The following is a 21,955-nucleotide window of genomic DNA, read 5'->3' as shown; positions in this document are numbered from 1 at the left end:
AAAGCGCAAGCATCCGCGACCACGGCACCAGCCCGCGCCCCGTTCCGGCCGCCCGTCGGGAGGAGGGGCGGGCGGCCGAAGGGAACGCGGGCCCACGCCGTGTCGGCATGGCCGATCGGGACCTAGAGCCGGACGCGCGCGCCGATGAAGTAGCGCGGGCCGTAATAGTGATACTGACGTGAGCTGCCCTGCACCGGCATGTAGGTCGCCTTGGGCTCGTCGAAGATGTTGATCGCCTCGAAGCGCAGCGACACGTTCTTCATCAGGTTGAGCGTCGCGCGCAGATCGAACGTCTCGTTGTCCTCGACGTAGCGCAGCTGCGAGTTGCCGCCGACGAAGTCCTGATAATAGTTCGACCGGTAGTTGTAGATGCCCTGCACCGACAGCGGCCCGATTTCGTAATAGGCCTGCGCCGACAGCACGTGCTTCGAATAGCCGCTGATATTGGCGGGCGGGATGATTCCCGGCGTGATGTCGCCGGTCACCGCGTCGACCACGTCCCCGAGCCGGATGTCGTGCGTCTTGAAGTCGGAATCTGCGTAGTTGTAGCTGACCTTGAAGCCGAGGCCGTCGAGCGGCTTGGGCAGCCAGCTGAGGCGATGCGCCGCGGTGACTTCCAGGCCCCAGATGCGGCTCTTGTCATCGCTGTTCTGAGTCTGGGTCACCGGCACGGTGATCTGCTGCCCGCCGATCGTGAACTGCTCGTCGATCACCACCGGGATGAACCCGCCGCTGAACTGCTTGTAATAGACCGTGCCCGACAGGATCGTGTCGCGGTTGGGATACCATTCGAGCGCGAGGTCGCCGTTCCACGACATCAGCGGCTCGAGCCGCGGGCTGCCGTTGGCCGTGATGTTCGAGATCGCGTCCTCGATCGAGGTGAACGAGGTGCCGCTCTCGAGCACGATCCCGCGGCCCGCGCCGAGGCTGCTCGGGGCCGGTCGCGACATTGCGCGGTACACCGCCGCGCGCAGCAGCAGATCATCCTTGAGATCGAAGATCGCGTTGAAGCTCGGCAGTGCGCGCGTCGTCGAATTCTCGATCACCACATCGGTGAAGTTGCCGGATTCGACCAGCCGGATGCTGCCGTCCGGATTGTTCACGACATTCAAATCGCTGCGCAGGCCGATCGAGGTCACTTCAGTCCGCACCAGGCGCACGCCGAAATTGCCACGCACCGGCAGGCTGCCGAGATCGCCGCGATACTCGCCCATGATGTAGCCGGCATAGACCCGCTCGGTCACGTCGCGGTTCGCGACCGCGCGGACGTCGTCGTTGCGGCCCGGATCGACGCTGCCGGTATATTCGCGGAACAGGCAGTCGGGGTCGAACGTCGCCCAGCTGGTGATCGTGTTGCCTTCCGCGGCTTTCAGGAAGTTGGTCTGCGGAAAGGCGCGCACGCGGCACAGATTGTTGATGCGCTGGTCCTCGGTCCGCGCCGGGTTCAGGTTGAACTCCTTGCGGTCGTCATAGTCGTTGAAGGTCAGCTCGGAGATGCGCCCGCCGACCGACACCGCGTCGAGGAAGCCGCCGAACTCGTAGCGCGCGTCGAAGCGGCCGGCGATGATCTCGTTGTGGCGCCGGCTCTCGTCGCGGCGCATGCGCGCATCGTCCCAGAACAGATTGTGGTTGTTGAGGTCGAAGCGCGGGTCGATCGTCACGCGCGGAACGAACTCGCCCTCGGGCAGCGAGAAGCTGTAGGGCACGCGCATGCTGTTGTTCACGAACGGCGCGCCGCCGAAGAAATTGCGCGTGCCGTTCACGTCGAGCGGATCGGTGCGCAGCCGCGCGTTGCGCTCGATCTCGGTGCGGATGGTGCGCGAGAAGGACGCGTCGGCGGTCAGCGTCAGCCGGTCGGTCGGCTGCCATTTGATCTGCGCGCCGCCGCCAAGATATTCCTCCGAACGCGACAGCTCGGATGCGGTCGATTCGAGCGCCGACAGACCGTTGAAGCTGCGCAGCACGTGGTTCTCGTCGAACACCACGTTGGTGAGGCCGAAGCGCATCTCCGAGATGTTGAGGTCGCGGCGGTTCTCGACGAAGGTCCGGTCGGAATATTGCACGTCGATGTTGAGCTCGAACCGGTCGCTCGCCTGCCACTGGATCGCGCCGAAGAACGCGTCGCGCTTGTCGTCCTCGCTGATCTGGCGCCACGCCAGCGAGTTGGGGACGAGGTAGAAGGGCGCGCCCGCCAGCGCCTGCGCGCGCGTCACTTCGGTGCAGTTGGCATTGGCGACGACGGTGGGCGAGCAGGCGGTCCAGGTCGAGCTGCCCGCGACCGTCTCCTCGGGATTGCTGCCATGGTTGCGCTGATAGCCGAGCGAGATGCCGAGCCGGCCGAGCCCGCCCAGGTCGAACTGGTCGACATAGCTCACCGTCCCGCGATAACCGAGGCCGCCGCTGCCCACGATACGGTCGCCATAGGGACTGAAATTGCCCTTGAGCTCGGCCTGGATGCGGCTGCCGCGCACGCTGAGGGGACGCAGCGTGCCGAGCTCGATCGTGCCCGCGACGCCGCCCTCGATCAGGTCGGCCTGCTGCGACTTGTAGATCTTGATCTCGTTGATCAGCTCGGAGGGGAACTGGTTGTAGTTGACCGAGCGGTCGCCGCTGCCGTTGGTCGCCTCGCGGCCGTTGAAGGTCGAGTTGCTGAGGAAGGGGCCGAGGCCGCGCAGCGCGATCTCCGAGGCGTCGCCCTTCTCGCGGTGCGTGGTCGCGCCGGTGATCGTCTGGATCGCCTGGCCGACCGAGAGCGCCGGCAGGTCGCCGATATCGTCCGACGAGAGCGCGTCGACGATCGCCGTCTCGTTGCGCTTGGTCGCGATCGAGGTCTGGATCGTCTCGCGGATGCCCGAGATGACGACCTCTTCCTCCTCGGCGGGAGCGGGCTCGGGCGGCGTCTGATCCTGCGCCATCGCCTGCGTTGCGGCGAGCAGCGACAGCGCCGCGCTTCCCATCAGCCATGCGCGACGCGCGCGTGCCGAACGCTCGGCATTGGCCGGCTTACCCATTCGTCCTCTCCCTGAGTCCAATCTTGTCGATTCACTGTTTGCCGGTTGACTAATAATTGTCAACCGATCTCTTATGCCTCTAGTCGCAAATTGGTCCTACCAGTTACGGAACCAGCTGCGACGCCAGCGCCGGCACGGCGCGCGCGAGGTCGTCGGCGACCAGCTTGGCGAACACCCCCGCGCCGGTCTCGCCGAGATGGGTGTAATCGAACTTGCGCGTATGCTGGCCGCGCGGACCGCCGGGCTTGGTCGGCACGGGCGGGAGCCGCGCCTCTTCGCTCGAACGTTGCTTGAGCGTTGTCCCGGTCTTGGCGGCCGCACGCTCCTCGGCGGTCGGCTCCGCCTGCGCCAGCGCCATCGACTCCTCGGGCCCGAGCTTTTGAACCACCGCCGCGCTGCGCCGGTTGAGATCGACCAGCGGCGTGCTGGTCGCGGCCGCGACCTTGCGCACTTCCTCCGACCAGCTCTCGAGCGTGTTGTCGAGCTTGCCGTCCTTGAACTGACGGCGCGCCAGCGGAGTCACCAGCACCGGCACCGCGCCCGCGGCGCGGACCTCCGCGACCATCTTTGTGAGGTTCGCCGGGAATTCCGTACCCTGCTCGGTCCAGCGTTCGGGGGCGCTCGACTGGTCGTTGTGACCGAACTGAATAAGGACGTAGGCCGCCTTGTACCCCGGCACCTTGGCCTCAGCGAGCGCGATCGGCCAGCTACCCTCCTGGCGGTAGCTGCGCGTCGAGCGTCCGCCGCGCCCGAGGTTGAGACACGCGGTCGACGACTTCACATGCCGCGCGCAGAACATCGATGCCCAGCCGCTGCCGACCGCCATCGTCGAATCCCCGACCAGCACGATCTTGTATGGCTCGATCGGCGGCGCATCGGTGCGCTCGCGCGCCTGCTGGGCGAGCGCGGGCGAAGCCACGACCAGCACGGCGGCGGCGAGGATCAGCTTTGACAGAAATCGATCCTCCCCCGCCAGGGGAAGGTGGCACGCGGAGCGTGACGGAGGGGGAGGACTCCCAACCTCCGTGATTGCTTCCGCCCCCTCCGACGCCTTCGGCGCCACCTCCCCCTGGCGGGGGAGGATTGTGATGCCGCTCTTCACGAGAAGAACAGCCCGCCGTTGATGTCGACGTTCGTGCCCGTCAGGAACGAGGCGTCGCCAGAGGCGAGGAAGGCGACCGCCGCTGCAACCTCGTCGGGATGCCCCTCGCGGCGCAGCGGGGTGTTGCCCGCCACCGCGGCGCGGCCCTCGGGCTTGGAGAAGATGTCGTGGAACGAGGTGCCGATCAGGCCCGGGCACAGCGCGTTGACGCGGATGCCCTGCGGCCCGAACTCCTTCGCCCAGCTGCGCGTGATCGTCATCATCGCACCCTTCGACGCGGCATAGACGCTAGCGCCCGGGCCGCCGCCGTCGCGCCCCGCCTGCGAGGCGATGTTGACGATCGCCGCGCCCTCGCCGAGGTGCGGCAGCGCCGCCTTGGTGACGAGAAAGGCGGACTTGATGTTCAAGTCCATCACCGTGTCGAAGAACGCCTCGTCCATCTCGGCGAGCGTTTTCCGGGCGACCATCCCGCCGGCGCAGTTGACCAGCACGTCGATCTTGCCGCCGAACGCCTCGGTCGCGGCCTTGACCAGCCACGCCGCCTCGTCGGCCTTGGTGACGTCGGCGCGCGCGAGCAGGCCGGTGCCGCCCGCCGCCTCGATCTCATCGAGCGTCGCCTTGGCCGCCGCTTCGTCGCTGCGATAGTTGATGACGACCTTCGCGCCCTCGCTGGCGAGGCGCAGCGAGATCGACTTGCCGATGTCGCGTCCGCCGCCGGTGACGATGGCAACCTTGTCCTTGAAACGCATGTAAGCCCCTTAGTTCTTGATGTTGGGTTGAACGGGTTCGATCCGGCCGCCGAGCCAGATGGAAAGCAGCGAGAGCGGCACCAGGGCAGCACCCAGGATGAAGATCGGCGCGAAGCTCGTCTGCGTCATCGCCGGCACCAGCCAGGTGGTGATCAGCGTACCCGCGACCGCGGCGGTGCCGCTGATCCCGGCGAGCGAGCCGACCGCGCCGCCGCCGAACCAGTCGCTCGGCAGCGTCTGGATATTGTTGATCGCCATCTGGAAGCCGAACAGGATCGCCGCGATCAGCAGCACCGCAAAGAGCGGGGTCGACGCCGTCGCGGTGAGCAGCAGCGCCGGCAGCATGATCGCGCAGCCGAGCGTGATCGCGGTCTTGCGCGCCTTGTCCGCGCTCCAGCCGCGCTGGATCAGCTTGCCCGACAGCCACCCGCCCGAGAGCGAGCCGAGCATCGCGCCGACGAACGGCACCCAGGCGAACATGCCGATCTGCTTGACGTCGAAGCCGAAGCTTTCGTTGAGGTAGATCGGCAGCCACGACACGAACAACCACCAGATCGGGTCGAGGAAGAAGCGCCCGGCCATCACAGCCCAGGCCTGTTTGTGGCGCAGCAGCTGGCCCATCGACGGCGCGTAGCCGGCGGGCTTGGCGTCCGCTTCGACGCGCTCGTTGGCGCCCAGGATGTGCTCGCGCTCGGCCTTGCTCAGCCAGGGATGCGCATCGGGATCGGACTTGTAGACCCACAGCCACGGCAGCAGCCACAGGAAGCCGAGCACACCGACGATCAGGAAGGTCGTGCGCCAGCCGACGAAGCCGAACAGGATCGCCACCAGCGGCGCCGAGACGATCGCGCCGAGCGACGCGCCGGCGTTGAAGATGCCCTGCGCGAAGGCGCGTTCGGAGCGCGGAAACCAGGTCGCATTGGCCTTGGCCGCGCCGGGCCAGTTGCCCGCCTCGCTGATCCCCAGCGTCGCGCGCAGGATGCCGAGCATCGCCATCGAGCGTACGAAGCTGTGCGCCGCGATCGACAGCGACCACACGATGATCGAGATCGCGAAGCCCATGCGGGTGCCGACCACGTCGAAGATCTTGCCGAACAGCGACTGGCCCAGCGCGTAGAAGACCATGAAGATGGTCACCAGCAGCGCATAGTCTTCCTTGTCCGCGCCGATGTCCTTGGCGACTTCGGGCCACATCACCGCGAGCGCGTTGCGGTCGATGTAATTGATCACGGTGGCGAGCGCGATCAGCGCGATGATCCACCAGCGGAAACCCGATTTCATTTGCCCTCTCCATCGAACCGGCCGACCGGTCCGCGCCATTCGAGCTTGCGCCCGTTCACGGTGACGCTGTGCGCCTTGTCCGCTGTGGTATCCGCCGCGATCGCGACCAGGATCTGCTTGCCGCCGACGAGCGCGATCGTCGCGACACGCACGCCACCCGACTCGACCATCGACAGGCCCGTCACCGCGCTGCGGCTGTTGGTCGTCGTCTCGGTCGCGGCGTCGTAGCGGCCGTGCGGCTCGACCAGGCTAAGGAACGCGGCGTCGCCCGCGCCTTCCAGTCGCTGGATCACCACCGGCTCGCGCCGCAGGTTGAAGCGCGGGTCGTTGGCGCCGCTCTCGGCGAGGATCACCTGCGCACCCGCGGTAGCCATGCGATAAGTGTAGAAACGCCCCTCGGTGATCCAGGTCAGCCGGCCCTGCCCATTGGCGAGCGGCGCGGTCGCATCGACCCAGAGGTGCTGATAGCCATTGGCCTTGCCCAGCACCGGGCGCGCGGTGACGTTCGACGCGAGCTTGAGGTCGGTGTCGATGACGTGCCCGGCAAAGTGCAGCGGCAGGTCGTAGGTCGCCTTGCCGGCATTCTTCACCGTGAGCAGGTCGAGCACCAGCGGCGAGCCCTTGCCCATCTCGAGCTGAACCAGCGCGCGGCGGAAGGTGACGCCGGGATAGGCCCCCGCCATCTCGCCGATCGACCAGCGCGCCGGCCCGTCGCCCTTGAACGCGAGCTGCGCGGGCGACGCCGCTTCGGCGGGCTTCAGCTTGGCGTCGAAATGGCTGGTCTCGTTCACCACCAGCGTGTTGTGGGCGATCGTCTGCTGCGCCCAGCTGTCGTTCTCGGGCAGGTAGCGCCCGCCCTCCTTGGCCTCGATGTTGAGGAAGCGCGCCGCGCCGTAATCGGTCACGATCGCGTTGCCATTGTCGTAGAGCAGCCAGTTGAGCTTGTCGAAATGCCCGTGGCCCATGCCCTGCGCGGTGTTCTTGGCCACGACGACCTGGGCCTTCTCCTCCGGCCCCGAGCGCAGGATCGCGAGTGCGCCGTCCTTGCCCTCGGGCCCGTCGCGCAGCAGTGTCGAGGCGAAGGCGAACGGCCTGGCCTTGCCCGCCGCGACATCGCGCGCGACCGCGAAACCCTGCGGCGACAGCGCGACCTTGCCCTGCCACTGCGCGATCCCGAGCAGCCCGGGATCGCCGCTGGCGGCATAGCCGATCGCCACGCCCTGATAGAGCTCCTCGGTCCTGAGGCTCTTGTCGGGCATCGCGTCGTTGATCGGGAAGAAATAGCCCGCATAGGTCGTCTGCACCGCGGTGCGGATCGCCTTCAGCACGATCCCGTCGCGATAGGCGAAGATCTTCCGCTCGGGCTCGTTGTCGGCAATCGCCTGCGCGAACACGACGAAGGGCTGGAGCGCGTAGCGCTGATAGTACGGCCCTTCGGCATAATAGCCGTCGGGCGAGAAGAGCAGGTCGAGCTGGCGCAGGAAGCCGACCTTGCCGCTGCGGTCGCTGCCCTTCAGCGCCTGCTCGACCAGCGTCTTGTCGCGCAGCACATAGCCGGTCATGCCGACCCCGGCATTGGCCCAGGTCGAATGGTTGTGGATGCGGTCGAAGGTGTTGGGCTCGCTGGTCAGGAACGCGGCCATGCGGCGGAATACCTGATCGTCGATCGTCTTGCGCTCGGCCGGCGTCAAATCGCCGCGCACCGCGTCATAGCCCTGGATCGCATGGACGAGCCACACGCTGTCGTTGAGGCTCTGCCAGAATAGCCGCCCCGGCACCTGGTTCGCCGCCGCGGGATGCTTGCCCAGCCCCGGATAGAGCTTGGCATAGGCCAGCAGCATGTCGCGGACGTAATCCGCGTAACGCTTGTCGCCGGTCACGCGGTACAGCGTCCCCGCCAGCTGGATCAGCTTGTAATTGGCCTTGTGCCGCTCATGCGTCGGCCCGCCCCCGCGATCCTTGGGCACCGGCACGTCGATCCCGGCGCGCATCCCCGCCTCGACCGCCTTGCGCGCACTCTCCAGCTCGCGCGCGAACAGCGGCGCGCGGGCGCCCTCGGCCGCCATCGCGCGATAAGCTTCGGTGCTGGCGAGGACCGGCGCGGCATCCTGTGCGAGAACCGGCGTCGCGGTCGCGAGCAATGCGGCAGCGAGGGCGGTGCGGATCACGGCCGCCCCACCACGACGTTGCCGGCCACCACCACGTCAGGCGTGCCCTGCGGATAGAGCTTGGTCACCTTGGGCTGGGGCGTCGCGGCGAAACGGTTGTCGGAGATCCGGACCACCGGCGCGCCGACGCTGTTCGCCACCTCGATCCCGGCCGCATCGGCGAAGCGGTTGCGCGCGATCTCGACCGACTGCACGCCGGAAAGACGCACTTTTCCGCCCCGCGTCACCGCATTGCCGGTCATCACGAAGCGCGGGCCGAAGGTGCTCTCGTCGGTACCGAGTCGCGCGACATCGGCGATCGTCGCGACCTCGGCGAAGCTGTTGTCGGCGATCTCGATCTGTTCGGCGCTGTAGAGTCCCTTGCTCCCGGTCTCCGACACCGCCGCGACCACCGCGCCGCTGATCTTGGCGAAGCTCGACCCGCGGATCTCGACCTTCTCGGCAAAGGTCCCCGGCATCGCCGCATAGACGTCGAAGTTCGGTGCGTTCAGATCCTGCACCGCGACGTCGTCGAGCGTGACGCGATAGTTGAACGTGCTGACGGCTTGCGGCGCGCGGACCAGCGCGTTGCGCGGCGTGCCCACCGCGCCCGCGCCGGACAGGGTAAGGCCGCGCAGCGTGAGGCTCCCGCCGGGAAACAGCTGGAACAGCGTTACGCCCAGGCTCTCGATCACCGCGTCGCGCGGGCCGGCGATGGTCAGCGGATGCGCGATGGCGACCGGCCCCAGCACGCGGTGCACCCCCGCCGCCACGCGAATCGTGTCGCCCGGCGCCGAAGCGGCCACCGCCTTCGCCAGCGCATCGGCCCGTGCCGGCGCTTCGATCTGCCGCCCGGCCGCCGCCGCGGGCGCGTCCTTGGGATACCAGGCCGGCCCCGCCTCGTCGCGCTTGAGCGGCACGAGGTCGCGCGGCGCGCCCGCGGCCACCGTCGCATCGGCGGGATAGAGCAGGCCATTGGCCGCCCGCTCGAGCTTCACCGCCCCCGCCACATTGCCCGCCATCGCGAGGCCCGAGACATCGCCCTCGTTGCGCACGATGTCCTTGCCGTCGGCATTGACGATCAGGTTACGCTCGAACCGGCTGCTCACCGGCGAGGCGGTGCGCTCGGCATCGGCCCCGGCGCCGAAGGTGATGCGGCCCGCCTCGATGATCGAGTTGCGCTCGATCCGGGCGTTCGCGACCTGATGGTAGCGATTGATCACCGAGTTCGGCACGCCGTTCATCACTGCGATCGCACTGAGAAACGAGGTACCGGTGACGCCTTCCAGATAGTTGTCGCGTACCACCTGGTCGCGGTTGATCACGCGGATGCCGCCGGTGCTCGGCTTGCCCTTGCCGAAGAAGATGTTGCGCTCGACCAGATTGCCGTTGCCGTGGCGCAGCACGATCGCGCCCTGCGATTCGACGATCATATTGCCGCGGATCACGTTGCCGCCCGACTTGATCGAGACGATCTCGACCTCGCCATCGCATTTCTCGAACCAGTTGTTCTCGATCACCGTCTTCGAATCGCTGAGCGACTCGTCGCTGGTGCCGATGCGGATCGTCTCGCCGCCGTTCGAGCCGAGCGGCGGGCGCGGGCCGAAATAATTATGATCGATCCGTGCGCGGTTCTCGTCGCCCTGCCCCTTTGGCCGGATCACCGCGAGCGTCACCCCGGCATTGCCCTTGCCCGCGAACCACGAATGATCGACGCGATTGTCGGTGCCGTAGATCGCGACCCAGATGTCCTCGGCGCGCCGGTCGGGATTGGTGAAGTTGTCGACGACGATCCCGGTCAGCCGCGTGTCGCTCGCGATCGTCTTCGAATCGCGGCGCAGCGAGATCAGCTCCTTGGTCGGCGAGAAGCCGCCGCGGAAGACGAGGTTCGACACCACCAGATGCTTGCCGCCGACGCGCAGGTTTGACCTGCCCGCGATCACCACCTTGCCCGGAGTCTGCGCGGTCAGCGTGATCGGCTTGTCCGCGCTGCCCGTGCCCGTGAACACGATCTGGAAATCGCGCCACTCGCCATCGGCCAGCACGATGCGATCGCCCGGCGCCGCCTTCTTGACCGCGGCGGCATAACCGCCCTGGTCGCGCACCAGATGATCCGCGGCGAAGGCCGGCGACGCGATCGTCAACAGGGCCAGTGCCAGTGATCCGCCCGTCCGCATCCGCCCGCTCCCATGATTCTGTTCTGCCGATTGGACTAACCAACTGGCATGTACAGTTCAAGCACCGTTTATACCATTCGCCGCAATTGGTATAAGCCCCTGACAGGTGCGGGCGAGGCGGCTATAGCGCGCGACATGGCGGACATCCTCATCCTCACCACCGGCGGCACGATCGACAAGCTCTACTTCGACGCGCTGAGCGAGTATCAGATCGGCGACAGCGTGGTCTCGCGCCTGCTCGCGGTGGCGCGCGCGGCGTGCGACGTGCGGATCGTCGAGCTGATGCGCAAGGACAGCCTCGAGCTCACCGACGCCGATCGCGCCGCAATCGCCGAAGCCGTGAGGACGGCGCCCGAGCAGCGCATCGTCATCACGCACGGCACCGACACGATGACTGAGACCGCCGCGGCGCTGACCGGCATTCCCGACAAGCGCATCGCCTTGCTCGGCGCGCTCGCGCCGGCACGCTTCGCCGAGAGCGACGCCGCCTTCAACCTCGGCATGGCCTTCGCCACGGTCCAGGTCGCACCGGGCCCGGGCGTGTGGATCGCGATGAACGGCACGGTCTTCCCCGCGGGCAGCGTGCGCAAGGACCGGACGAGCAACAGCTTCGTTCCGGTCTAGGGCGTCATCGCCAGTCTAGGGGAAATGGTGCCCGGGGACGGAGTCGAACCGCCGACACTGCGATTTTCAGTCGCATGCTCTACCAACTGAGCTACCCGGGCACGGGAGCGAAGGCGCGCTCTTAGTCGGGGGTTTCGCCCCTGTCCAGCCCGCTTTGCGCGCCTTCCACATCATCGGGATCGATCGCGGCGCCGGGCAGGCGATAGCCTTCGCCCAGCCATTGCAGCAGGTCGCGGTCCTTGCAGCCGCGACTGCAGAAGGGCTTGAACGCCGGATCGGCCGGCTTGCCGCAAATCGGGCAATCCTCGCGTTTCACCGTTGCTCCACAAACTCGGTACGCCCGCCGGTGCGGCGGTGCAGCTCGGCGAGCCATTGCGGCTCGCGCTCCAGGCGCCGCAGCAACGCGGCAGGCACCATATGGGTATCGGGAGCGGGCGGGGGAAGACGCTCGAGCCGCCGCAGCTCGGCGCGCAGCATCGCGCCCGCCGGGTCCGCCGCGAGCAGCTCAGGCAGCGACATGCGCGTGCGCCGCCGGACGACCTGGAGGAAGCCGAAGCCGTTCATTGCGGTACGCTCGAACGGCTGCGGCAGCGCGGCGTCGATCGCCTCGGCCACGGCATTGCGTTCGTTCTTGTTGGCGAGCGTCGGGAAGTCGATCCCCACCGACCCGGTGATCTCCATCCGCTCCATCGCCTGCGCGACGGCATGCGCGGCGCTGATCGACAGCGCACCCAGCGGCGCGGCGCCATCGACGTCGAACAGGGTCATCGCGGGCGTCACCGTCATGCGCAACGCGCCGCCGGCGAAGGCGATCTCGCCGGTCGCGGCCTCCTCGAGCAGCTCGGACCAGCCGGCATCCTCGAGCAGGTCGGGCTCGTGCGCGCGCAGCTGCCGCACCGGCAGGTCGGTCGCCTTGATCCGGGTCAGAAGGTCGGGGCCGGGCATCGGCGGCGCATCGGCGGGCACGGCCTTGGCGAGCTTGGCGCGGCCCGCCTCGGCGATCGGCTCGCGCACGATGCGTGCGGTGAAGCTCGCGCCCTGGGTAATGCCGGACGGGAGCGGATCGCACAGCGCCTCCTCGCCGCTATCGAGCGCGATCTTGCCGGTCACCCGGTCGACCAGCCGCGCACGTGCGATGGTGCCGGCGCGCAGGCCGGGCAACTCGATCGCCGCTTTCCAGATCACGCCGCGCGCGACCAGGGCGGCACGGTTCTCGCCGATCCCGGCCTCGTAGAGCCACTCAGCCACAGGGGTATCCAGCGCTCTCCAGCAGCGCGCGCGTCTCGAACACCGGCAGCCCGACCACGCCCGAATGGCTGCCCGCCAGGAACCGCACGAACGCCTCGGCGCGCCCCTGGATGGCATAGCCCCCGGCCTTGCCCATGCCCTCGCCGCTCGCGACGTAGCGGTCGATCTCAGCCTGGGTCAGCCGCTTGAAGGTGACGATCGTGTCGCTGAGCCGAAGCCGCGCCTTGCCGGCGGTGTCGATCAGACAAACGGCCGAGAGGCAATGGTGACGCCGTCCCGAGAGCAGATCGAGCATCCGCCGCAGGTCGGCTTCGTCCTCGGGCTTGCCCAGGATGCGCCGCCCCACCGCGATCGTCGTGTCGCCCGCCAGCACGATCTCGTCGTCCGCGCGTTCGACCACCTGCCCCTTGCCGAGCGCGATGCGCTGGACATAGGCGCGGGGAAGCTCGCCCTTGCGCGGTTCCTCGTCGATATCGGGCGCGGCGATGCGATCGGGGACCACACCGATCCGCGCGAGCAGGTCGCGGCGGCGCGGCGAGGTCGAGGCCAAGATGAGCCGCACCGGCCCGGCCTTATTTGAAGCGATAGGTGATGCGGCCCTTGGTCAGGTCATAGGGCGTCAGTTCGACGAGCACTTCGTCGCCCACCAGGACGCGGATGCGATTCTTGCGCATCTTGCCGGCGGTGTGGCCGAGAATCTCATGGTCGTTCTCGAGCCGGACGCGGAACATCGCGTTGGGGAGCAGCTCCACCACGCGGCCGCGCATTTCAAGCAGTTCTTCCTTGGCCAAACAAACCTCTTGGGAACAGTACGGAAAAAGACGCGGTGCCTTACTCTTCCTCGGACGAAAAGGAAAGTGTGCCTGTCTGCGCTTGTCCGCCACGAACAAAGCGTTTCTCCTTCCTTGCTTGATGCGGCGAAGGTTCGGGCCCAAATGGGCGCCATGCTGATCGAGACCGAAGCCACGCCCAACCCGGCGACCCTGAAGTTCCTGCCCGGGCGCACCGTGATGGATGCCGGCACCCGCGATTTCGCGACCCCGGAGGAAGCCGAAGCCTCGCCGCTCGCCGAGGCGCTGTTCGACCTCGGCGACGTGACCGGGGTGTTCTTCGGGCGCGACTTCATCTCGGTCACGGCGGCGCCGGGCGTCGAATGGACCGGGCTCAAGCCCGACGTGCTCGGCATCCTGCTCGATCATTTCAGCGCGGGCATGCCGCTGTTCCGGCCCGGCACCGCCGCCGGCTTCTCGGTCCCCGGGGAGGAGAGCTTCACCGACGATCCCGAGGACGCCGACATCGTCGCCCAGATCAAGGAGCTGATCGAGACCCGCGTCCGCCCCGCGGTCGCCAATGACGGCGGCGACATCGTCTATCGCGGCTTCGACAAGGGCAAGGTCTACCTCCAGATGCAGGGCGCCTGCTCGGGCTGCCCCTCCTCGACCGCGACGCTCAAGAACGGGATCGAGCAGCTGCTCAAATATTACGTCCCCGAGGTCACCGAAGTGCGCGCCGTCTGATGGGCACGCCGCTCGACGATTCCGGTCTCGACACGATCTTCCGCACTGCCCGCACCTACAATGGCTATCTGCCCGGCGAGGTGACCGAGGCCGACATCCGCGCGATCTACGAGCTGCTCAAGATGGGCCCGACCTCGGCCAATATGCAGCCCGCGCGTTTCGTGTGGTGCCTGAGCCAGGAGGCCAAGGACAAGCTCGCCGACTGCGCGACCGGCGCCAATCCGCCCAAGATCCGCAAGGCGCCCGCCGCCGTGGTGATCGGCATGGACTATGATTTCCACGAACAGCTTCCCTGGCTGTTCCCGCACACCGACGCCAGGAGCTGGTTCCCCGATCCCGAGGCGCGCAAGATCCACGCGCTGCGCAACGGATCGCTGCAGGGCGCCTATCTGCTGATCGCGGCGCGCGCGCTCGGCTTCGACACGGGTCCGATGTCGGGGATCGACTTCGCGGCGACCGATCGCGCCTTCTTCGCCGACCAGCCTTCGGTCCACGCGAACTTCATCGCGACGATCGGCCGCGGCGACCCGGCGAGCATCTTCGGCCGCAGTCCCCGCCCGGCCTTCGAGCAGTTCAACAAGATTGCCTGACACGCTCGTCATCGATACCGCCACCGCCGCCTGCTCGGTCGCTTTGCTCAGCGGCGGCGCGGTGGTCGCCGCGCGGCACGAGGACGTCGGCCGTGGCCATGCCGAGCGGCTGATCCCGATGATCGCCGAGCTGCCGGATGGCGGACGTGCCGCGCGCATCCTGGTCGATTGCGGCCCGGGCAGCTTCACCGGCATCCGCGTCGGCATCGCCGCCGCGCGCGGGCTGGCGCTTGGCTGGGGCGCCGAGGTCGCCGGCTTCGCCTCGCTGCCGCTGGTCGCCGCCGCCGCACTTGCCGCCGATCCTGCGCTCGATGAACTTGCCGTCGTGCTCGAAGGGGGACATCGTGAGGTCTTCATGCAGGCCTTTACCCGCCCGCTGGCCGAAGCCGGCCCATTCGCCTCGCTGCGGCCCGATGCGGCGCTCGCCGCACTCGGAGGCCGTCCCGCCATCGGCAACGGCGTGCGCCACCTCGCCGCGCTCGATCCCGGCCTCGACCTGCGCGAGGCGCTGCCCCACGCGGCCGACGCCGCCCTGCTTCCGCCCGCCTTCGCCACGCTCCCTGCACGCCCGATCTACGGCCGCGCGCCGGACGCCAAGCCGCTCGCGTCATGAGCACCGCGCCGCAGCTCGTCGAGATCGTCCACGGCCGCCCCGCCGACCTTGCGACGATCAACGCGATCATGGCCGAGGCGTTCGACCCGCGCTTCGGCGAGGCCTGGACGCCGAGCCAGTGCATGGGGATGATCGCGCTGCCCGGCGTGTGGTCCAGCATCGCGTGGAGCGGTGCGCAGCCCGCCGGCTTCGCGCTCGCCCGCGCGGTCATGGACGAGGCCGAGCTGCTGCTGCTCGCCATCCGTCCCGCGATGCGCCGCCGCGGCATCGGCACCGCGCTGCTGCGCTCGATCGTCGCCGACTCGCGCGAGCGCGGCGCGTCGGTGCTGCATCTCGAGGTGCGCGCCAACAACGACGCCGTCCGTCTCTATCGCGCCGAAGGTTTCGACAAGATCGGCGAACGCCGCGACTATTATCGCGGCAAAGAGGGCAAGCTGTTCGACGCGCACACCTTTTCGCGCAAGATCGGCTGAAATCGGCGAACAGCATTCGCACTGGACTTGCAATTACTCCATTCCCGATCGATAGGCTGTCGCGCGGTGTGTAACCTTGCTGCCGCGGCACCAGTTCGAAAGGATCACAATGGACGCCCAGAACGACATGCAGGAAACGCTGGTCACGCTAACCGCCGATATTGTCGCAGCACATGTCAGCAACAATAGCGTCGCCGTTTCCGACCTCCCGTTGCTGATCGCCAATGTCCATGGCGCGCTGGTGGGGCTGGGTACCAAGGCGCCCGAGCCGGAAGCGAAGAAGCAGGAACCGGCGGTTTCGGTCCGCTCGTCGATCAAGCCCGACTATATCGTCTGCCTCGAAGACGGGAAGAAGCTCAAGATGCTGAAGCGGCATCTGATGACTCACTATCAGATGACCCCGGAACAGTATCGCGCCAAGTGGAACCTCCCCGCCGACTATCCGATGGTCGCTCCCAACTATGCCGAGCAGCGCCGCAACCTGGCCAAGAAGATCGGCCTCGGCACCAAGCGCCGCAAGCGCTGAGATTTATTGATTGGGGCGGTGCCGGCCCGCTCCTCCACCCGGCCACCGACGACAATATCCGATGGGTGGCCGGGTGGGGAGCGGGCCGCCACCGTAACTCAACCAGAAAGCGCCGGCTGGGCCCAGGCCTCGCCGGCGTTTCGTATTTTCTGGTCCCCTTTTCCGTAACGGTCATAAGCGCTACATCACCGCCATGGCCCGCAAGATCGACCTCGAAGCCCTTTGTCATGAGAAGGGCCTCCGCATCACCGAGCAGCGCAAGGTGATCGCCCGCGTCCTCTCCGAGGCGGAGGACCATCCCGATGTCGAGAAGGTCTATGCCCGCGCCTCGGCGATCGATCCCGGCATCTCGATCGCGACGGTCTATCGCACCGTCCGCCTGTTCGAGGAGGCGGGAATCCTCGACCGCCACGATTTCGGCGACGGCCGCGCGCGCTACGAGCCCGCGCCCGAAGCGCATCACGACCATCTGATCGACGTCGAGACGGGCAAGGTGATCGAGTTCGTCGATCCCGAGCTCGAGCTGCTCCAGAAGCAGATCGCCGAGCGCCTGGGCTTCCGCCTCGTCGACCACCGCATGGAGCTCTACGGCGTCGCGCTCGACCGGAAGAGCTGAGCTTTTGACCGCTGGCGTCGATCCCCGGCGCCTCGACGCCGCAAAGGGCCTCGCGACCAGGTTGACCCCGTCGGAATCCTTCCGCTTCTGGCGGCGGGTCGGGCTGCTGCTGCTCGCGGTGCTCAGCCATGTGCCGATGCACTATCTGTGGCGGCTCTTCCGCCTGCCCTCGCCCTGGCCGCGCTGGTTCCTGCGCCGCGCCGCGCGCATCGCGGGGGCACGGGTCGAGACGGTCGGCACGCCGCTGCGCCGCGACGTCTTCTACATTTCCAACCACCTGTCCTGGATCGACATCCTGTCGCTCGGCGGCGCGAGCGGCACCGCCTTCGTCGCCAAGGCCGAGATCGGCACGGCGCCGGTGGTCGGCTGGCTCGCCGGTCTCAACCGCACGGTCTATGTGAAGCGCGAGAACCGCATGGGCGTCGCCGAGCAGATCAACGCGCTGCGCGACGCGCTCGCCGAGAATTGGGCGATCACCGTCTTTCCCGAAGGCACCACCACCGACGGCCGCTCGCTGCTTCCCTTCAAGACACCGATGCTGCGCGTGCTCGAACCGCCGCCGCCCGGCGTGATGGTCCAGCCCGTCCTGCTCTTCTACGGCGCGGTCGGCGAGGAGATCGGGTGGATCGGCGAGGAAGGCGGGCTCAACAACGCGCGCCGCGTGCTGTCGCGCAAAGGCTCGTTCCCGCTGCGCATCAGCTTCCTCGAGCCGTTCGATCCGCGCGACTTTCCCGGCCGCAAGGCGATCGCGGCCGAAAGCCGCCGCCGCATCGAGGATGCGCTGGTCGCCGCTTTGGGCGGTCCGCTGCGCCCGTTCGGCTGGGCCGTCGCGCCGGTCAATTATGCCGGGCCGCCGCCCGCCGCGGGCTAGCGCCGCCGCTGCGGCAGCTTCTGCACCACCGGCTTCAGCGGGGCATAGGGCACGCCGCCATCGCTCACCACGTCGCGCGTCTCGACCACCGGGATGATCACGTCGTTGCTCGCGGTGACGACGTCGAATCCGGCGGTGCGGAGCGTGGCGAGGTCGGCGCGCAGGAACGGCGGTTCGGGCGCCTTGGCGATCTGCTCGGGCACCAGCCGCGGCACGCCGCGCCGCACGCGCGGATCGACGATCTCATAGTCGACGATCGACACCTGGCCGCCGAGCTCAGTGATCTCGAACAGCCGCTGCGCGAATTCGCGCGGAAAGCGGATGCAGCCGTGCGAGGCGGGATAGCCGGGAAGGTGCCCGGCATGCAGCGCGATCCCCGTCCAGGTCAGCCGCTGCATGAACGGCATCGGCGCGTTGCTGTAGAGGTTGGAGCGGTGGAACACGCGCTTCTGCAGGATGGTGAACTCGCCCACCGGGGTCGACTTGCCGCGCTTGCCGGTCGACACGGTGGAGGCAGCGATCAGCACGCCGTCGCGATACACATAGGCGATCTGCCCCGGCAGGCTGATCAGGATCGAGACCGCGCCCGGCCCGCCCGCCTTCTGATAGGCCGCTTCCTCGAGCCACGCCCATTGCCCGTTGCGCAGCAGCACCTCGTCGGTTCCGGCCGCGCGCACCTGCTGCGCGGCGGTGGGCGTTGCGGCGGCGAGCGCGAGCCCAAGCCCGCCTGCCAGCACCGCCCGCAACCCTGCCCGCACCACGCGCTTCTCCACTCGACTCGCCGATGGTTAACGGCGGTTTCATCAAGTTGGTGCCACGCAGGTATATCGATTCAAAGCTGAATCGGTGACCGGCACGGTCCCGTTCCGGGCCGGCCAACTACGACAAACCGGGCCACAGCCGGGGTGAAACGGTGTCGAAGCGGGAACATGTTCAGGCGAATCGCGACGATCATTTGCTATATTCCTGAAGAGAGCGAGTTTTGTTGGGGCGCAGAGAGCGCATGGATGAAATGATCGAAGTCGTGGCCTCGCGCCGCGCGTTCTTGAAGTCGGCGGCTGCGGTCGCGGGTACCGGATTGCTTGCCGGCTGTGCCGCGCGCACCGTCTCGACCGCCGCGGTTCCGGCCCCGCCGGTTCCCGTCCCCTCGCCCCCGCCGGTAGCGACCCCCGTGATCCAGCCCGCCCGCGCCGCCGCCGTCGCGCCGCGCGGCATCCGGCCCGAGCTGTTCCAGCGCGCCATGGCCGCGCTGCAGCGCCACGGCAGCCGCATCCGCCAGCAGGACCGCATCGCCATCGCCGATTTCTCGCTGCCCTCCTCGCGGCTGCGCTTCCACCTCGTCGACCTGCACAATGGCGCGACGCGCTCGATGCTGGTGGCGCACGGCATCGGCTCGGACCCCGAGCATACCGGCATGCTCCAGCGTTTCTCGAACGAGGTGAATTCGGAAGCGACCTGCGAGGGCGCGTTCCTCGCGTCCAACTATTATGTCGGCCAGCACCAGCTGTCGCAGCGGCTGATCGGGCTCGACGCCACCAACAACAACGCGCTCGACCGCGCGATCGTGATCCACGCCGCCTGGTATTCGAACGCGGATATGATCGCCAAGCACGGCAAGCTCGGCCGCAGCCAGGGCTGTTTCGCGGTGGGCGAGCGCGAGCTCGACAAGGTCTTCACCCTGCTCGGCGAAGGCCGCATGATCTACGCCGAAAAGAGCGCCTGATCCGGGTTAGTGGCGTCTGCCCTTCGTCCCGGCTAAAGCCGAGGCGATGACCGAAACCCTTTCCCCGGTCCTGCCCGACGAAGTGGACCGCGCCGCGCGCGAGGTGCTCGAAGCCGCCTGCGCCAAGGACTTGAGCCTTGCCACCGCCGAAAGCTGCACCGGCGGCATGCTCGCCTCGCTGCTCACCGATGTCGAAGGGGTGAGCTCGACCTTCGAGCGCGGCTTCGTCACCTATTCGATCGAGGCCAAGTGCGAGCTGCTCGGGCTGGCGCGCGATTTCGTGGAGAAATGCGGCGCGGTCAGCCGCGAGGTCGCGGTGGCGATGGCCGAGGGCGCGCTCGCGGGCAGCCACGCCGACATCGCGCTGTCGATCACCGGCTTCGCGGGCCCCGGCGGCCCGGACGACGAACCGGGCCTCGTCCACTTCGCCTGTGCGCGCAAGGGGCGCGAAACCGCGCATCGCGAGCAGCATTTCGGTGATATCGGGCGCGGACCGACCCGGATCGAATGCATGCGGGTGGCGTTGGAGATGCTCGGGGAGGCGATCCGCTGATGGCGAAGCACCGATTCTATTCGATCCATGCGCACGGGATGGTCCGCGTCGGCGCCTGCACGCCGCACGCCAGTGCCGGCGACATCGCCGCCAACACCGCCTCGCATATCGAGCTCGCCAAGCAGGGCGACGCCGCGGGTGCCGATCTGCTGGTGTTCACCGAGCTCGGCATCACCGGCTACGCGATCGACGACCTGCATTTCCAGGACGCGGTGCTGCGCGCCACGCGCCAGGGCCTCGCCGAGCTGATCGCCGCCACCGCCAAGCTGCGTCCCGCGCTGGTGGTCGGCGCCGCGCTTGAGCGCAATGGGCGGCTATATAACTGCGCGGTGGTGATCGCGCGCGGAAACGTGCTCGGCGTCGTCCCGAAGAGCTATTTTCCGAACTATCGCGAATATTACGAGAAGCGCTGGTTCGCCTCGGGCGCGGGCCTGTCGGGCGAGATCGAGCTGGCGGGGCAGACCGCGCCGTTCGGCACCGACCTGATCTTCGCCGCGGAAGACATGCCCGACTTCGTCTTCCACGCCGAGATCTGCGAGGATTTCTGGGCGCCGATCCCGCCCTCCACCTATGGCGCGCTCGCCGGCGCGACGATCCTCTGCAACCTCTCCGCCTCCAACGTCGTGGTCGGCAAGGCGCGCCAGCGCGCGATGCTGTGCGCGGCGCAGTCGGAGCGCGGGGTCGGCGCCTATGTCTTCTCCGCCGCGGGACCGGGCGAGAGCACCACCGATCTCGCCTGGGACGGGCAGAGCCTGATCCACGAGCTCGGCGACCTGCTCGCCGCGTCGAGCCGCTTCGATCTCGAGCCCGAGATCGTCCTCGCGGACATCGACGTCGCCCGCATCCGGCAGGAGCGGATGCGCTTCGGCACCTTCAACGATACCGCGGCGGCGCACGGCCATCCCGAGACCGAGTTCCGCCGCATCACCTTCCGCCACGATCCCGGCTTCGACGATCTCGGCCTGCACCGCAGGATCCGCCGCTATCCCTTCGTCCCCAACACCCCCGAGAAGCTCGACGAGGATTGCTACGAGGCCTTCAACATCCAGGTCGAGGGGCTGCGCAAGCGCATCGAAGCGACCGGCACGCAGAAGCTCGTCATCGGCATCTCGGGCGGGCTCGACTCCACCCATGCGTTGATCGTCGCGGCCAAGGCGATGGACCGGCTCGGCCTGCCGCGCGCCAACATCCTCGGCTTCACCATGCCGGGCTTCGCCACCGGCGAGGGCACCAAGGGCAATGCCTGGGCGCTGATGAAGGCGCTCGGCGTCACCGGCGAGGAGATCGACATCCGCCCCGCCGCGCGCCAGCTGCTGACCGACATGGGCCACCCCTATGCGGATGGCGAGCCGGTCTACGACATCACCTTCGAGAATGTGCAGGCGGGGCTGCGCACCGACTATCTCTTCCGCCTCGCCAACCAGCGCGGCGGCTTCGTGGTCGGCACCGGCGACCTGTCCGAGCTCGCGCTCGGCTGGTGCACCTACGGCGTCGGCGACCATATGTCGCATTATGCGGTCAACGCCGGCGTGCCCAAGACGCTGATCCAGTATCTGATCCGCTGGTGCGTCGCGACCGACCAGTTCGACGCCGAGACCGACAGGGTGCTCGAGGCGATCCTCGCGCAGGAGATCTCGCCCGAGCTGGTCCCCGCCGGCGCCGACGGCGCGCTGCAGAGCACCGAGGACAAGATCGGGCCCTATGGCCTCAACGACTTCTTCCTCCACTATACCGTGCGCCACGGCCTGGCGCCGTCGAAGATCGCCTTCCTCGCCTGGCACGCGTGGAAGGACGCGAGCGCCGGCGAATGGCCGCTCGGAATCCCGGCCGGGGCGCGCGCGCAATACGATCTCGCGACGATCCGCCACTGGCTCGAGAAGTTCCTGTTCCGCTTCTTCGTGACCAGCCAGTTCAAGCGCAGCGCGATCCCCAACGGACCCAAGGTCTCCTCGGCCGGCGCGCTTTCCCCGCGTGGCGACTGGCGCGCGCCGTCGGACGGTTCTGCGAAACCGTGGCTCGACGAGCTCGAGGCCAACGTCCCGAAAGGGTGAGGCTCTTTATTCGTCGCCCCGGCCCCCGAGCCGGGGTGGGCTTCTTCTCAGCGAGCGAGGCAGCCCTGTCCCGGGTCAAGCCC

General features: G+C 68.0%; 22 protein-coding genes and 1 tRNA gene. 11 read left to right on the top strand and 12 right to left on the bottom strand.

What is annotated here, in order from left to right; genetic code table 11:
• Window positions 1–122: 122 nt before the first annotated feature.
• From ABDV68_RS02335 to ABDV68_RS02310, 6 genes are all read right to left on the bottom strand, one after another.
• Window positions 123–3,011: a TonB-dependent receptor gene (locus tag ABDV68_RS02335; protein ID WP_343518035.1), complete on the bottom strand. Its 2,889-nt coding sequence runs from the start codon at window positions 3,009–3,011 to the stop codon at window positions 123–125.
• A 103-nt stretch (window positions 3,012–3,114) separates the two neighbouring features.
• Window positions 3,115–3,939 (bottom strand): rhamnogalacturonan acetylesterase, encoded by an 825-nt coding sequence (locus tag ABDV68_RS02330; RefSeq protein ID WP_343518034.1) that lies wholly within the window; start codon window positions 3,937–3,939, stop codon window positions 3,115–3,117.
• Between the two features lie 170 nt (window positions 3,940–4,109).
• On the bottom strand, window positions 4,110–4,862 hold the full coding sequence (locus ABDV68_RS02325) for a glucose 1-dehydrogenase (RefSeq protein WP_343518033.1): 753 nt from the start codon (window positions 4,860–4,862) through the stop codon (window positions 4,110–4,112).
• 9 nt (window positions 4,863–4,871) lie between these two features.
• On the bottom strand, window positions 4,872–6,143 hold the full coding sequence (locus tag ABDV68_RS02320) for an MFS transporter (RefSeq protein WP_343518032.1): 1,272 nt from the start codon (window positions 6,141–6,143) through the stop codon (window positions 4,872–4,874).
• Window positions 6,140–8,311, bottom strand: a complete 2,172-nt coding sequence (locus ABDV68_RS02315; protein ID WP_343518031.1) for an alginate lyase family protein — start codon at window positions 8,309–8,311, stop codon at window positions 6,140–6,142. Before ABDV68_RS02315 ends, ABDV68_RS02320 begins: the two co-directional genes overlap by 4 nt.
• The gene (locus ABDV68_RS02310; RefSeq protein WP_343518030.1) at window positions 8,308–10,467 is read right to left on the bottom strand and encodes a polysaccharide lyase 6 family protein; all 2,160 of its coding nucleotides are present in this window, start codon (window positions 10,465–10,467) and stop codon (window positions 8,308–8,310) included. The genes ABDV68_RS02315 and ABDV68_RS02310 overlap by 4 nt, the downstream gene beginning before the upstream one ends.
• A 135-nt stretch (window positions 10,468–10,602) precedes the next feature.
• Here ABDV68_RS02310 and ABDV68_RS02305 point away from each other — a divergent pair, with 135 nt between their 5' ends.
• A complete protein-coding gene (locus ABDV68_RS02305) occupies window positions 10,603–11,091 on the top strand; it encodes an asparaginase domain-containing protein (RefSeq protein ID WP_343518029.1) in 489 nt (162 codons plus the stop codon).
• A 25-nt stretch (window positions 11,092–11,116) separates the two neighbouring features.
• Here ABDV68_RS02305 and ABDV68_RS02300 read toward each other — a convergent pair.
• From ABDV68_RS02300 to infA, 5 genes are all read right to left on the bottom strand, one after another.
• Window positions 11,117–11,192: transfer RNA gene (locus ABDV68_RS02300), tRNA-Phe, on the bottom strand.
• Between the two features lie 20 nt (window positions 11,193–11,212).
• A complete protein-coding gene (yacG, locus tag ABDV68_RS02295; protein ID WP_343518028.1) occupies window positions 11,213–11,407 on the bottom strand; it encodes a DNA gyrase inhibitor YacG in 195 nt (64 codons plus the stop codon).
• Window positions 11,404–12,339, bottom strand: a complete 936-nt coding sequence (locus ABDV68_RS02290; protein WP_343518027.1) for a ribonuclease — start codon at window positions 12,337–12,339, stop codon at window positions 11,404–11,406. Before ABDV68_RS02290 ends, yacG begins: the two co-directional genes overlap by 4 nt.
• A complete protein-coding gene (locus ABDV68_RS02285; RefSeq protein ID WP_343518026.1) occupies window positions 12,332–12,901 on the bottom strand; it encodes a nucleoside triphosphate pyrophosphatase in 570 nt (189 codons plus the stop codon). Before ABDV68_RS02285 ends, ABDV68_RS02290 begins: the two co-directional genes overlap by 8 nt.
• 10 nt (window positions 12,902–12,911) lie before the next feature.
• Entirely contained in the window at window positions 12,912–13,130 is a 219-nt protein-coding gene (infA, locus tag ABDV68_RS02280; RefSeq protein WP_066578926.1) for a translation initiation factor IF-1, read from the bottom strand.
• Between the two features lie 153 nt (window positions 13,131–13,283).
• On the opposite strand from infA, the gene ABDV68_RS02275 reads away from it, so the two are divergent.
• The 7 genes from ABDV68_RS02275 to ABDV68_RS02245 all read left to right on the top strand — a co-directional run bounded on the left by ABDV68_RS02275 (window position 13,284) and on the right by ABDV68_RS02245 (window position 17,545).
• Window positions 13,284–13,856 carry a NifU family protein gene (locus tag ABDV68_RS02275; RefSeq protein WP_343518025.1) on the top strand — a complete coding sequence of 191 codons (573 nt, stop codon included), beginning with the start codon at window positions 13,284–13,286 and terminating at the stop codon, window positions 13,854–13,856.
• A complete protein-coding gene (locus ABDV68_RS02270) occupies window positions 13,856–14,446 on the top strand; it encodes a malonic semialdehyde reductase (protein ID WP_343518024.1) in 591 nt (196 codons plus the stop codon). The genes ABDV68_RS02275 and ABDV68_RS02270 overlap by 1 nt, the downstream gene beginning before the upstream one ends.
• Window positions 14,439–15,059: a tRNA (adenosine(37)-N6)-threonylcarbamoyltransferase complex dimerization subunit type 1 TsaB gene (gene tsaB / locus ABDV68_RS02265; RefSeq protein WP_343518023.1), complete on the top strand. Its 621-nt coding sequence runs from the start codon at window positions 14,439–14,441 to the stop codon at window positions 15,057–15,059. The genes ABDV68_RS02270 and tsaB overlap by 8 nt, the downstream gene beginning before the upstream one ends.
• Window positions 15,056–15,532, top strand: a complete 477-nt coding sequence (locus ABDV68_RS02260) for a GNAT family N-acetyltransferase (RefSeq protein WP_343518022.1) — start codon at window positions 15,056–15,058, stop codon at window positions 15,530–15,532. Before tsaB ends, ABDV68_RS02260 begins: the two co-directional genes overlap by 4 nt.
• 109 nt (window positions 15,533–15,641) lie before the next feature.
• On the top strand, window positions 15,642–16,058 hold the full coding sequence (locus ABDV68_RS02255; protein ID WP_343518021.1) for a MucR family transcriptional regulator: 417 nt from the start codon (window positions 15,642–15,644) through the stop codon (window positions 16,056–16,058).
• Window positions 16,059–16,251: 193 nt separating this feature from the next.
• The gene (locus ABDV68_RS02250) at window positions 16,252–16,674 is read left to right on the top strand and encodes a Fur family transcriptional regulator (RefSeq protein WP_331029534.1); all 423 of its coding nucleotides are present in this window, start codon (window positions 16,252–16,254) and stop codon (window positions 16,672–16,674) included.
• Window positions 16,675–16,810: 136 nt separating this feature from the next.
• On the top strand, window positions 16,811–17,545 hold the full coding sequence (locus ABDV68_RS02245) for a lysophospholipid acyltransferase family protein (protein ID WP_343518057.1): 735 nt from the start codon (window positions 16,811–16,813) through the stop codon (window positions 17,543–17,545).
• Here ABDV68_RS02245 and ABDV68_RS02240 read toward each other — a convergent pair.
• Complete coding sequence (locus tag ABDV68_RS02240) at window positions 17,542–18,303, bottom strand: L,D-transpeptidase family protein (RefSeq protein WP_343518020.1); 762 nt, start codon at window positions 18,301–18,303, stop codon at window positions 17,542–17,544. The two genes, ABDV68_RS02245 and ABDV68_RS02240, sit on opposite strands and share 4 nt — an antisense overlap.
• Window positions 18,304–18,548: 245 nt before the next feature.
• On the opposite strand from ABDV68_RS02240, the gene ABDV68_RS02235 reads away from it, so the two are divergent.
• From ABDV68_RS02235 to ABDV68_RS02225, 3 genes are read left to right on the top strand one after another with little or no spacing between them, the layout of a single operon-like run.
• Window positions 18,549–19,268, top strand: a complete 720-nt coding sequence (locus tag ABDV68_RS02235) for a murein L,D-transpeptidase catalytic domain-containing protein (RefSeq protein WP_343518019.1) — start codon at window positions 18,549–18,551, stop codon at window positions 19,266–19,268.
• A gap of 46 nt (window positions 19,269–19,314) precedes the next feature.
• Window positions 19,315–19,821, top strand: a complete 507-nt coding sequence (locus ABDV68_RS02230; RefSeq protein WP_343518018.1) for a CinA family protein — start codon at window positions 19,315–19,317, stop codon at window positions 19,819–19,821.
• Window positions 19,821–21,872 (top strand): NAD(+) synthase, encoded by a 2,052-nt coding sequence (locus tag ABDV68_RS02225; RefSeq protein ID WP_343518017.1) that lies wholly within the window; start codon window positions 19,821–19,823, stop codon window positions 21,870–21,872. Before ABDV68_RS02230 ends, ABDV68_RS02225 begins: the two co-directional genes overlap by 1 nt.
• Window positions 21,873–21,955: the final 83 nt, after the last annotated feature.

The organism is Sphingomonas sp. (genome assembly GCF_039595165.1).
GTDB lineage: Bacteria > Pseudomonadota > Alphaproteobacteria > Sphingomonadales > Sphingomonadaceae > Sphingomonas.
The sequence above is the reverse complement of the archived record's forward strand: the minus strand, read 5'-3'. Positions and strand labels throughout refer to the sequence as shown.